This is a genomic window from Devosia psychrophila (genome assembly GCF_000971275.1).
In the GTDB taxonomy this organism is placed as follows: Bacteria; Pseudomonadota; Alphaproteobacteria; order Rhizobiales; family Devosiaceae; genus Devosia; species Devosia psychrophila.
Genome location: NZ_LAPV01000084.1, coordinates 36,321 through 48,157, shown reverse-complemented (window position 1 = coordinate 48,157; position 11,837 = coordinate 36,321). Strand labels below are relative to the sequence as shown.

Annotated in this window: 14 protein-coding genes; 2 read left to right on the top strand and 12 right to left on the bottom strand. The window is 62.9% G+C overall.

Going from position 1 to position 11,837, the window contains the following annotated elements; translation table 11 throughout:
- Positions 1 to 23 precede the first annotated feature (23 nt).
- Together WH91_RS07075 and WH91_RS07070 are read left to right on the top strand one after the other, a co-directional pair.
- Complete coding sequence (locus WH91_RS07075) at positions 24 to 1,187, top strand: hypothetical protein (protein ID WP_158409530.1); 1,164 nt, start codon at positions 24 to 26, stop codon at positions 1,185 to 1,187.
- Positions 1,184 to 3,214 carry an FAD-dependent oxidoreductase gene (locus WH91_RS07070; protein ID WP_046170289.1) on the top strand — a complete coding sequence of 677 codons (2,031 nt, stop codon included), beginning with the start codon at positions 1,184 to 1,186 and terminating at the stop codon, positions 3,212 to 3,214. Before WH91_RS07075 ends, WH91_RS07070 begins: the two co-directional genes overlap by 4 nt.
- Here the strand turns inward: WH91_RS07070 and WH91_RS07065 are convergent.
- From WH91_RS07065 to WH91_RS07015, 12 genes are all read right to left on the bottom strand, one after another.
- Positions 3,176 to 4,342 carry a hypothetical protein gene (locus WH91_RS07065; RefSeq protein WP_046170288.1) on the bottom strand — a complete coding sequence of 389 codons (1,167 nt, stop codon included), beginning with the start codon at positions 4,340 to 4,342 and terminating at the stop codon, positions 3,176 to 3,178. The genes WH91_RS07070 and WH91_RS07065 overlap by 39 nt on opposite strands.
- Positions 4,343 to 4,458: 116 nt before the next feature.
- Positions 4,459 to 4,935 carry a hypothetical protein gene (locus WH91_RS22525; protein ID WP_052952651.1) on the bottom strand — a complete coding sequence of 159 codons (477 nt, stop codon included), beginning with the start codon at positions 4,933 to 4,935 and terminating at the stop codon, positions 4,459 to 4,461.
- A gap of 60 nt (positions 4,936 to 4,995) precedes the next feature.
- Positions 4,996 to 6,372 (bottom strand): sensor histidine kinase, encoded by a 1,377-nt coding sequence (locus WH91_RS07055; RefSeq protein WP_046170287.1) that lies wholly within the window; start codon positions 6,370 to 6,372, stop codon positions 4,996 to 4,998.
- A gap of 12 nt (positions 6,373 to 6,384) precedes the next feature.
- The gene (locus WH91_RS07050; RefSeq protein WP_046170286.1) at positions 6,385 to 7,044 is read right to left on the bottom strand and encodes a response regulator transcription factor; all 660 of its coding nucleotides are present in this window, start codon (positions 7,042 to 7,044) and stop codon (positions 6,385 to 6,387) included.
- Between the two features lie 27 nt (positions 7,045 to 7,071).
- Positions 7,072 to 7,365: a hypothetical protein gene (locus tag WH91_RS07045; protein WP_046170285.1), complete on the bottom strand. Its 294-nt coding sequence runs from the start codon at positions 7,363 to 7,365 to the stop codon at positions 7,072 to 7,074.
- A gap of 76 nt (positions 7,366 to 7,441) precedes the next feature.
- On the bottom strand, positions 7,442 to 7,636 hold the full coding sequence (locus WH91_RS25330; RefSeq protein ID WP_074797359.1) for a type II toxin-antitoxin system HicA family toxin: 195 nt from the start codon (positions 7,634 to 7,636) through the stop codon (positions 7,442 to 7,444).
- 2 nt (positions 7,637 to 7,638) lie between these two features.
- Positions 7,639 to 7,881, bottom strand: a complete 243-nt coding sequence (locus WH91_RS07040) for a DUF1902 domain-containing protein (protein WP_046170318.1) — start codon at positions 7,879 to 7,881, stop codon at positions 7,639 to 7,641.
- A 61-nt stretch (positions 7,882 to 7,942) separates the two neighbouring features.
- Complete coding sequence (locus WH91_RS07035; protein WP_074797361.1) at positions 7,943 to 8,698, bottom strand: glycoside hydrolase family 108 protein; 756 nt, start codon at positions 8,696 to 8,698, stop codon at positions 7,943 to 7,945.
- Positions 8,691 to 10,508, bottom strand: a complete 1,818-nt coding sequence (locus WH91_RS23300; protein ID WP_143078071.1) for a phage major capsid protein — start codon at positions 10,506 to 10,508, stop codon at positions 8,691 to 8,693. The genes WH91_RS07035 and WH91_RS23300 overlap by 8 nt, the downstream gene beginning before the upstream one ends.
- An 11-nt stretch (positions 10,509 to 10,519) precedes the next feature.
- The gene (locus WH91_RS07025; protein WP_046170284.1) at positions 10,520 to 11,008 is read right to left on the bottom strand and encodes an HK97 family phage prohead protease; all 489 of its coding nucleotides are present in this window, start codon (positions 11,006 to 11,008) and stop codon (positions 10,520 to 10,522) included.
- A gap of 120 nt (positions 11,009 to 11,128) precedes the next feature.
- The gene (locus WH91_RS07020; protein WP_046170283.1) at positions 11,129 to 11,317 is read right to left on the bottom strand and encodes a hypothetical protein; all 189 of its coding nucleotides are present in this window, start codon (positions 11,315 to 11,317) and stop codon (positions 11,129 to 11,131) included.
- An 87-nt stretch (positions 11,318 to 11,404) separates the two neighbouring features.
- The gene (locus WH91_RS07015; protein WP_046170282.1) at positions 11,405 to 11,779 is read right to left on the bottom strand and encodes a hypothetical protein; all 375 of its coding nucleotides are present in this window, start codon (positions 11,777 to 11,779) and stop codon (positions 11,405 to 11,407) included.
- Positions 11,780 to 11,837 lie beyond the last annotated feature (58 nt).

Here is an 11,837-nt window from a genome sequence, read left to right as displayed (position 1 = left end):
GGCCCTGGACGCTTGACGCCGGCATGCGGAAAGATTTTGCCATCTATAAGCCCAATGCGGCGAAAAACCATCAAAACACGAGATCGTGGGCTGGACGCATTGCCACAGGCACCTCGCCGGGCATGAGCCAGACCCGCGCCGATTTCGTCATTGTCGGATCGAAGCCCCTTGCCCGGCTGGTCGCGGGACTGCTGGCATCGGTGCATGGAAAGTCGGTGATTTTTGCGGGCGAAAGCCAATCGGCCTACCGCCTGCCGCGCGGCGTTGACCTTTCCGTGGCACCCATCACGCGGCCCGAAACATGGGACATGCTGAAGCCGCTTGTCGCCGAGACGCTCAAGCTGATCTCGCGCATTGGCGGGCGTAGCGCCCGCTCACGTGTGGACCCCATCCTGTTTGCCGAGAACGAGCCGGGCAAGATAGCCCTCTCCCATATCCGTCAAATGGCCTTGGCATTTGGGCATGCTGCTGAACCCATTGGAGAGCAGGCTCTTGGGCCGGGCCGCGACGGCATCATCCTGCGCGACGCGGTGTTGCTTCATCGGGCGTCGCTGGAAACAGCGCTCGACCATTGGCTTAAACAGCATCTGGTTCGCCGCCTCGGGCCTGCCGAAACACTGAGCATCCGTGAGGATGGCAGCGCCGAGCTGATCTCCGGCGATGAACGCGTCGAGATCGGCCAAAGCGTGCTGGCCGATGATATGGCGCTGTTGGAACACGTCTCCGCCGCGCAATGGCCCAGCCTGTTGCGGCGGCAGCTCACCACTACGATTTTCACCGAGCCGACCCGGACGATAGCTGCGCCCGTGATGCTGCAACTCGATAGCGGGCTGACCCTGGTGCAGCAGCCCAACCGCGGCATCACCGCCATGGGTCCGGGCAACATGGATGCTTTCGCCGTCCGGCTCGGCGTGCTGCTTGGTGGTAGGCGCGAGTTCCGACAGGCAGGTCAATCGAGCTATCAGATCGTCGTCACCAGCGATGCCGCACCAGCCGTCGGGCGGCTCGGTGGCGTCGGCGCCGATATTCTGGCCGGATTTGGTCCGACCGGCGCATTTTTCGCACCCGCCATTGCACGCTGGCTCGCGGGCGTCGCGAGCCTCAGCGAAAACGGCTGGTTCGCCGCCCGGCTGGTCGATCGCAACTCCGCATCCGCATGGGTCGCGGACGTCGGAGCAGGCATATGAAGCTGCGCTCCGCACGCCTTGGCGCCGATACGAAACACCTCTTGCAAGGTAGCGTCATCAACCGCAGCCAACCATTGCAGTTTCGGCTCGACGGTCGAGTCATCCCCGGTTTTGCGGGCGACACCCTACTCAGCGCCGTGCTGTCCGCCGGTATCGATACCGCGGGCAAACGCGGCGGCGTAAACTTGGCACTCACCACCCGGCATGCGCCGGCCATTGTCCCTGCGACCACAAGAGATCCAAGCTTGGCGCTGCCGATGGATCGCACGCCCGCCACGGATGGCGCGGACTACGTGACTCTGGCCCACCAACTCAGCCGCTCGCCCCTCGCCCGCCTGCTGCGCCGCGAAACAAACTCGCTGCACCTCGACCTCGACAGACCCGACCCGCTGACCCGCCCATGGCTCGGCATGGCAGGCACGCCCGGGCCAGACGCCGATCTGGTGGTGATTGGCGGCGGTGTGGCGGGAATGTCGGCGGCCGTGGCCGGTGCCAAAAACGGCCTGCGCGTGATGCTGATTGAAGCAACGCCCCAGCTAGGCGGGCACGCTCGCCTGTTCGGCACAATGGACGGCGAGGAAACGCCGGACCAGTCGATCATCCGCCTCAGCAATGCTGTCGCAGCATCGAGCAAGATCACCGTGCTGACCTCCGCCGAAGCGTTCGCACTGCGCCCCGGCATGGTCCGACTGCATCAGGTGCATTTGTTGAACGGCGCTTGCACCGGCCGCGTCCTCGATATTCCTGCACCTCGCAGCATTCTCGCCACTGGCGCGTTCGAGCGGCTACCGGTGTTCGCGGGAAATCGCCTGCCCGGCGTGGTCGGTGCGCTTGAAGCCTTCGAGCTGGCCCAGAATTACGGCGTCTGGCCCGGCAGGACCGCCATCGTCGCCACCAGCAGCAGCCCGGCCTATCGCCTCGCCATGCTGGCGCAGGATGCGGGTATCGAGGTGAAGCGCATCATCGACGCCCGGCCGCAGCCTCAATCCCGCTTCGTTGAATTCGCCAAGGCCTATGGCATCACCCAGGCCGCCGGCACCGTCGTCGCGAACGCGGCTCCAGCGGCCGGCGAATACGGCGTCGCCATCACCCCGCAACTCGCCATGGAGGGTCTATCCACGGTAGACGCACCAATCGCCGCCGACCGGCTGATTGCCTGCGGCGGCTGGCAGCCCGACCTCACGCTCTGGCACATGGCCGGCGGCGAAGGCCGCTGGAGTGCGGCAACGTCGCGACTCGAACCAGGCATCGCACCCGCTGGCATTGTATTGGCCGGCAGTGCCGCCGGATGGTTCAGCCGCCGTGCCTGCCTAGACAGTGGCGGCGATGCCGTCGATTGCCTGCTCGACAAGCCGCGCATGCCGCTGCAGGACCAGTTGATCGATCCACTCTACGAAACGCCCGATGGTGCCGCGCCGATCGGCGATCTTCCCGATGATAGTGGGCATCCGGCCTATCTCGACGGCGGGCATGGCTATCTCGTCCGCCCGCGCACCCTGCCCTCCCGCTGGCCGTCGTGGCTGCCGTTCGCGCCTAAGCCACCCAGTTGGTCGCTGGACTACACGCCGCAGCCGCTAGACATCGCGGAGGTCGCGGCGGGTGTGCAACTCGGCGCTATTCCCCCAGCCAGTGCTGGCATCGTCGCGCATGAACGGGTGGCTATGGTGGGGATCGCTGCGGGCGATGAGCCTTCATCGGCCTCCGGCGGCGCAGCACCGCTCCTGTCGCCCTATCTCGAAGGCCGCTACCATGGTGCCCGGCTGTTCGTCGTCGCGCCCACCGAACAGCGCGTACTCAATGTGGGCGCATTGATTCACGCTGACCCCGACGAAACCGATCCTCTGATGGCCATCGGCGTCGTGGTGCGCTTGACCGACGGTGCCAGCATTGCCCTGGTTGCAGGCACCGAGGGCCAGACGGCCAGCGTGCGCGAGCCAGGTCGCGCATTCACGATCCAACTGGTCGTGCTCTACGAAGATGGCATGAATTTAGCCGCGGCGCTCGGCAGAGGCGCGAGCACGCCGTAGCGTGTCGGCATATTCAGGGTTGAAGCGCACTTCGGCCATCTTGATCCCCGCATCGAGCCGCAGGCCGGTGTTGGCATCGGACGGATTCTGGCGGATCAGGTCGAGATTGCGCTGCAGGTGCAGTTCCAGCGCCTCGCCGCTCTGGCTCCAGGCCTGCTCGAACAGCGCATTCAGCGCCAGCGAGTCGCGGCATTCGCGGATCGTTGCCAGCAGATATACGCCGTTGATGGCGGCCAGGACACGATCATCATCAACGCGATCGCTGCCCTCGCGGCCCTTGCGCAGCGATTGGTTGATGTCTGACACCACGTCGCGCAAGCGCGGCTCGATACGGTCGGAAACCTGCTTGGTAACGGCCGACACGATCGTCGCCCAGCGGCTGCCGCGGGCAAATTCGATATAGCCGGTCAGCGAACGCACGAGGCGGTGGAAACGGTCGAGGCTGCGGCAGATCAAGTCGATATCGGCAAACGGGCCCATCGGCTGCAGCACAAAAATCTGGTTCTGCGCATGCGCCAGGATAGCCTCGATCACCGGCGTGAAGCCCATGCGGATCACTGCTGCTTCAGTGGCATTGCCGGAAAGTTTGATGATTGCCGTAGCAAGACGCGTCGGATTGGACACCTGCGGCAGCGCGGCATGAAACAACAACGCCGACAAAGCCGGGTCTTTCAATGGCATGGACTGGAGAGCCGCGCCTATGGCGCCGTCATCGGTCATGGCGTTGATGGCCTTGCCGAAAGCCTGCGCCTTGCCGAGCAAGGCGCGGCTGCGCACCGCCAGCACAATGCCCGGCAGGGCGTCGCGCGCATCAGCGCTGCCCAAGGTGGCGCGCAGGCGGCGGTCTTTTTCCGGATCGGCAGCAGCAGCCTCGATCCCCGCCTTCATGCGCAACAACACCTGCGACATGACCGCTTCGAGATCGGCGGCGGTATATGTGCCCTCGGCCAGGCGTTCGGAATCGATCAGTTCGGGAGCGAGATCGCGACACACCCAGGTCCAAACGGCCTCGGTATGAGCGCGCTCCACCGATCCCGGAAAAGAGAACTGCACCGGATCCTGCACGAGGATCAGGTCCAGAATACCCGCAAATGGTCGCACAACAGCGCGTCCGGCCCGGCGGGTCATCGATGGATCAGATTGGGTGACTGCTTGTGACATCAACACGAAAAAATTGGAGAGCTATCGCAGAACCCTACCGGGCTTAAGTAAACAATCCATTCCAGTTGCGATCACGAAACGCCTTAAGCGGCGCCTTGCACCACGGCCCAGTTGCCGTTCTGCTCGCGGCACGCGGTGCCTTTTTTCACATAGTCCTGCCCGTTTGCCTTCACCGTATGGGTGAAATCGCGGCAATCGAGATTATTGACGCGCACATAGGGACCAACGCCTACCGAGCCTGTGGTGCCCTTGTCGCCTGCCCACTGTCGCGGCGCGCCGGGGCGGCCGAACTGCAAGGCATAGAACTGGGCGCTGTTGGCTTCAGCCGAATCCTTGGCTGTCATCACGGACAGGGCGGCCGCATCGACAAAACCATTGGAAACGCTGGTCGTCAGCAAAGCCTGCTGCGTCGTCTGCGCGGGCGTCGGCACCATCGGGCGGGCAATGACGGGGGTCGCTACCATGGGAGCCGTTGCCACCACCTGGGTCGGACCGGTGCTGGAACAGGCAGCCAGGGTCAAAGCGAGCAGCGGGGTGGCGAAAAGGGCAATGCGGTTCATGGGTTTGCGATCCGGTGGACGATGGGGTGGCTCATGTTGTCGTAATGCGGCGAAAGTGCGTCAGGTTGCATTGGGCCGCGCCATGCTGCTCAATCGCGATGTGGGTAGACGCAGCTCGACCAGCAGCCCGCCCAACGTCGAGCGCTTGAGTTCGAGGCTTCCGCCATAAACATCCACCAGTTCCTTGACGATATCGAGCCCCAAGCCGCTTCCCGGCGTTTTCTCGTCCAGCCTGACACCGCGCCGCAACACTTTGTGCGCGTCCTCGTCGCTGAGGCCCGCTCCGTTATCATCGATGCAGATCAGCAGCAGCGTGCCCGTCTCGTTGCGCTCGGCATCGAGCCGCACACCCACCTGCCCCTTGGACCATTTGCAGGCGTTGTCGAGCAGATTACCCGCCATTTCCTCAAGATCGGCCTCGTCGCCGCGGAACCAGGGCAACGATGCATCAGGTCGCTCGAAGGCAATGGTGACCTCGGGGTGAATTTTGCGCATCACCCGCGTCAATCGCAGCATGATCATGGTCGCGTCGGACTTCTTGCCGACCACCGAGGTGCGCGCTGCCAACCGCGCCCGCTCGAGATAAGTGGCGACCATGGTGCTCATCTTCTCGCTTTCGCTCAGCACAACTTCAGCCAGCGCACCCTTCTTGGTGGCAGCTTCGTTGCGCAGCACGGCGATAGGCGTCTTGAGCCCATGAGCCAGATTGCCCACCTGGTTACGAGCCCGTTCGATAATCTGGGCATTGGAGCGCAGCAACTCGTTGACCTCTTCGGCCAGCGGCGCAATTTCACGCGGATAAGTACCGCCCACCGTCACGCTCTCGCCCTCGCGCACGCTTTCGATAGCCCGGCTAAGCTTGGAAATCGGACGCATAGCAAAGCGCGCCACGATAGCGCTCATGATGGCCAGCATCACGCCCACCGCGCCGAGCACGATGAAGGTCTGGCCGCGAAAATCGCCCACCAGTTCCAAAATTTCACTGAGATTGCCGGAGACGACGATCTGGTAACTGTTCGGCGCCACTGTCACCGTGCGTTCCACTACCCGCATCTGCGTGCCGAAGACGTCATTCATGACGGCGGTGCGACGGCCACGATTGTCGGCCGCGCCCATCAATACCGGCAGGTCGATGCCCACGACGGAGGTGGAGAGATTATACAGCGTGCCATCGGCATCACGAATGGCCCAGTACCAGCCCGAACGTGGCCGATCAAAGCGCGGATCGGTCAATGCGATCGCGTCGCTGGTGGGCGAGCCGGATTCCAGCAGGGCCCCGGTCAGGCTCTCGACATGAAAATCCAGGGTTTCCGCCAGCGAGGTATCGAGCGCCCGCGAGTAGAGATCGGTCAAAAGAAACCCGGTCGCCACCAGCGCCAGGATAAGCCAGGCCGCCGACAGCCAGAACAGCGAGGCTGCGATAGAGCCCTTACGCATCCCCGCCAAGGATCAATCCTCGGCGATCTGATAACCGAGACCGCGGACAGTCTGGATGCAATCGTCCGGCAGCTTCTTGCGCAGGCGACCGACAAACACCTCGATCGTATTGCTGTCGCGGTCGAAGTCCTGGTCGTAAAGATGCTCGGTCAGCTCGGTGCGCGAAATGACTTTGCCCTTGTGGTGCATCAGATAGCTCAGCAGGCGCAGCTCATGGCTGGTTAGCTTCACCGATTGACCATCGACCGTCACCTTTCCCGAGCGCGAATCCAGCCGCACTGAGCCTGAGACGATTTCATTGGAGGCAAGGCCAGCAGCACGTCGCACCAGCGCTCGGATACGGGCCAGCACTTCTTCCATGTGGAATGGCTTGGCGACATAGTCGTCGGCGCCGCCATCGATGCCCTGCACCTTGTCACTCCAGCGGTCGCGCGCCGTCAGCAGCAGCACGGGCGTGGTCTTGCCGGCGCGGCGCCACTCTTCCAGCACCGAAAGCCCATCCATCTGCGGCAGCCCGATATCGAGCACGATGGCATCATAGGGTTCGGTGTCGCCAAGGAAATGCCCCTCCTCGCCATCGAAAGCCACGTCCACCGCATAGCCGGCGTCGGTCAGCGCTTCCTTGAGCTGGCGATTGAGATTGGTATCGTCTTCGACAACCAGAATACGCATCGAGGCCCCTCGCCGACTCGGCTTTGTCTATTCTGCGCTGATCGTCAGGTTTTGCGCAGTCCCGTCCGCGCTCAATATACCCACAATCCAGACGTAGCGACCACCATCGTCGCACAGCCGAAAATTAAGGATCTGGTCTGCGCTATAGCCTGCAGCAGCGACGGCATCATACTGGCTCATGATCCGCCCATCGCTAATCAGCGCCTGGATTTCAGCCGAACTGTCGATGCAGGACTGCGCCTGGGCCGCGCCGCTGCCGGCCAGCCCAATACCCACCGCAAGGGCGGCGGGAGCAAGGATTTTGAGGATCAGGGTTTTCATGACACCACCTTATGGCGCCGTTGCTGAATGGGACATGAATGAGGCAAAACAGGTAGAAACACCATAATTCGTACCATCAGAACGCCTTGGGCAAACCAGCCTGCTTCAGCGTTTCGTTCGCCGTATGTCGGGACTTCGCTCCAGCATCCACAATAACGTGGCGACCAACGATCGGACTGTACCAGACCTCGTGATTGCCTTTGCCCGGTCGAACAAAATAACATCCGGCCTCGGACAACCTGGCTTTTAGCTCTCGAAGAAACCCGCCCACAATCAGTGCGACGGATTGTGGACGCGCGAAAACTGCTCGGCCAGCAGGTGAACCGGTATTTCGGCCAGCTCCGAGTCGATGCCGTTGAGCTCGATAAGGTCGGAAATGGCCCCCAATACCTTGGCATTGAGAGCTTCTATCGTATCCGCCTCGACACTCAATCCATCTATGTCTGTGCTCGACGCCACCCAGACCTTGGCTTCGCTGTCCCATTGAGCGCGGACGACGATGGATGAATGCTTCATGGCAACCTCGGCAAAGTAGACCTTGAATATCGAGCACTCGCAGCGAAGTTGCAACCGCACATCATGCCCGAGCGATATCACTCTTCAGCCCCTTGCGCAGGAACAGCACTGCCAGTGCTTCCATGATCAGGTGCCCGGACGAGCCGCCGTCTAGTGCCGGCAGGTCGATACCGAGCAGCTGCGCGACGCCGGCCAGCAGCATGAAAATGGCGACGATGTAGGTCTTGTAGCCGTTGAGCAGGTCCATGATGGTTCTCCATTGATTGGGTTTGGTTGAGATAGTCGTGGTCGCACCCGCGGCAGCCAGTGCCGCGTTGCGCACGGCGGCGACGCGGTTGGTCCAGCCTTTGCCGAAAGTTGCGAAGGTCGAGAGGCGATTGAGGAAAGCCAGCCGGCGATCGCACAGTTCATTGATGAGCTGGCCCGCTGGCCGTCTCTCGATCGCGTCCAGTGTCAGCGGCCCGATCTGCCCGTCTGCGGCGACATCGAGTTCCGCCTGCAGCATTCGTATGGCCCGGTGGGGGCCGGAGTTGACGGCAAAATCGAACAGCGCCACGTCGAGGCCCGGCGGCAATTGCCCGCCTTGAATGCGATTCCAATAGCTGGCGCGATAGATCTTTGCTGCTTCGGTGCGTAGCAGCGCCTGCACCTCGCTTTTGGGCAGCGCCCACCAGGGCGACACCCGCCGCCAGCGCGCCAGCGTCTTGTGGGTAATGCCCAGGTTGGTTGCGCCACCCGGATCGGCTGGATGATCGGCATAGCCGCCCTCGTACAGCAGCACTGCGTCAAGACAGATATCGAACCGGCTCTTAGCCATGGAATGCTCCCTCTGCCGCATGACCGCCACCCAGCACCGGGCTGACCTGAACCACGGTAAAATTGAAAACAGCCGGCAGCACGCCGAAGTCGCTTACCTGATCAGCCGCGCCATAACTGGCGGCAGGCGAGGTGCTCTCCAGCAATCGAACTGGCGTCGAGCCATTGAAAATTGTCAACTGATAGCGTTCAGGCACATGCTCGAGCGGGCTCTCCGCCGCGCCCCAGCCGTCGCCATCGGCACGGCTGCAACGTGTCCAGTTGAATGCGACATCGCCGCCTGCCCGCACCGCCCGCAGATGTACCGGCGGCAGCGGCAGGGCCGGCCCGGCATCCGTCGCGAAACTCAAGCTCTGCCCCTCGACATCGCGCGCGCCGGCATAGATGCGGAAGGTCCGCGTTTCGCCCAGCCAGTGCGCGTCCATCGGCAGGCTGACGGCCCGGCTATCCAGCAGAATCACCCTCCGACCCACCGGCGCCGTGCTCATCGCCGGACCGGTGCAATCCATGCCGCGCAGCAGGCGGCTCAGCCTATAGCGGCCGGGAGACACCAATTCGGCATTGGCAAAGCCGACGACCTCCCAGTTTCCCGCGTCATTCTCCACCGCCAGCCGATTGCTGCCGCCCAGCACTGCCAGGTCTTCGCCCGAGGCCAGATGTCCCTCCAGAAGCGTCACGTCTACGACGTTGCCCTGATCCCAGATGCCCAGCGGCCCCGCTTGCAGATCGGCCGTGAGGCTCCCGAGCAGTCCGCGCCGCGTCAGTTCCGCCAGCGTAGTGCCGGTAGCGTCATCCACCACCTGCACCCTTCCCGGCCAGGGCTGGGTATAGGCCGCCACGACGAGGCGCGAACGCGACGGATCGGACGGTAGCGGCGGCAGATGCGCCACCATGACCAGCGGCAGCGCCCGCACCGCAACACTCACCCCGCCCGGTAATGGCCGGTCCACCTCCGGCGCCTGTGCATGTCCAGACGGCAGGCTCCGCGCCGTTATCCGCCGCGCCAGCGCACCAGCCGTGCCGGTGGCGATATAGCCGAGGTTACCCCAGGTCCAGCTCGCCTCCGCCACCGACGTTGCCGTCAGGAACCCCGTCGGCTTGTTGACGCCATTGCCGGTTACGAAGGCTGTGGTTTCCTGCGCCGCGAAGGCCGCGTTGACCTCGTCGGAAATCCACTGCCCCACATCCACCGCGGCGTCGTCGAGGAAGGACGAGGTGGCCGCCGGCATGGCGTAAAGTTCCATGGTCGGGTAGCTCAGCTCTGCCAGCGTCTGGCTGTTGGTGGTCGGCCGCGCCGCCGTCTCACCCACCCAGCCAGTCGCCGGCCCGGTCACCGAAATCGGCCGCTTGTAGACCGAGCCGCTCACCTGGCGCACGCCAGCAATGGCGCGGATCGGCGATACCGCCGTCATTAACCGGGTGATTTCCGTTTCGGTCTCGGGCGGCACCACATAGCCGCCATCGGCATTGACGCCGACCGACAGCGCCTTTTCCTCGCCGCGCTTCACATAGGAGGCAAACGCTTCCTTGTACTCACCGCCCAGCGGGGCGCCTCGGCCATCGAGCAGCGGACGCGCCCGCTCCACCATCGCGCGATCCATCGCCGCCTTCTGCCCGTCGAGCACCGAGTTCAGTCGGTCAAGCTTGCCTTCCAGCAGTCCGTCGGCCGAGCCGCGCTTTTCGATCTCGCCCAGCCGCTGGTCGTTGGTGCGCTTGAATTCCTCGAATGCCGTCGAGAATTCGGCGAAGAGAGCGCCAATATCGCTCCCCGCGCCGGCCTTGGTTTCAAGGCCGTCACTGGTCATGTCCATGCAAGATGTCCTTATCGGTTGCGGATAGTGTCTGTGGCGGCCGCGATGGCGGCGCCGGTCGAAAGCGACGAGGGCGCGATCCGCGCGTCCTCCATCATCGGAAACGTCGCGATGGAAATCTCGAACAGATCGATCTGCCACAGCTTGCGCTGGCCGTTTTCACGCGTCGCCCGCAGGGTGCGAAAGCCGATCGACAACCCGTCCAGTGCGCCATCGGCAATCAGCCGTTTCAGCGCATCGGCGCGCGGCACGCCCGGCACCAGCCGCCCCTTGACGAACAGCCCATGCCCGTCCTCGGCAATGGTCTCCCAGATGCCGACCGGCTCCTTGGGGTCGTGCTGGAACAGCAGCCGGATGCGGTCGCGGCGCTTGGCGAGGCTCCTGGCAAACGCCCCCTGTATGACCACGTCGCCACCGGCATCCACCTTGCCAAACACGCTGGCATAGCCGGCAAAACGCCCTTCAGCGTCGATGGGAATGGCTCCCGAGGTCTTTGCCATCAGCCCTTCCCCGGCTTGGCGATCGCCGGCTTGGTCTTGGCCAGCGTGCCGGCGAGATTCCAGGCAAATTGCCGGAACGTCTGCTGCGCATTCTCGCGATTTGGCTTGTTTGCCATGGGGTTAATCATCCTTCCTGAACAGCCGATTCAAACTGGCAATCTCCTGCACGAAGTCGTTGAAGTGTTGATTCACCTTGGCCATCTCGCGCAGGCTCCACACCAGCAGCGCACTCGCCCCGGAAGCCCAAAGGAACAGCGCCAGATGCGCCAGGTCCCCGCGCTCGATGACGGTTTTGGTTAGTTCGTCCATGTTGGAAATCCACAAAACAGAAGCGGCCGCCCTCGGGCAGCCTCTTGGTGAAAATTTTGGATAATCTAGCTACGCAGCTGAGCGACGCTACGGTCCTGGCAACAAGCGCGCTTCGAAGAATCTCTTGTGCGTAAGCAGGAGCTGAATTTCTGCTTTGGTCAAAATACCATCCGGATATTCCGGCCGCGCAGCAAATTTGCGGTCCAGTCCAAGTGCGACTTCATACATGTCCGGAGTAAGCTTCGCCGTGGAGACGATGGTAACATAACCGTCTGTTGCATTACCCCAGGTCTTGCCGTCGCGGCCGAATTTGAACGTCATCTGCGTAGTAATGTGTCGGGCAGAGAAGCCATTGTCGTCCACCTCGTAAACAAGCAGCAACTTATCCTGCCCACCTGCTCCAAGTCCGAATATAACATCGTCGACTTTCACGACACTTAGGGCTTGCATTCGGGTCGACATCGAAATCCTCACTTTAGAATTGTCCGATCGAGGCCCCGCAGCGTTTCCCGTTGCTCCT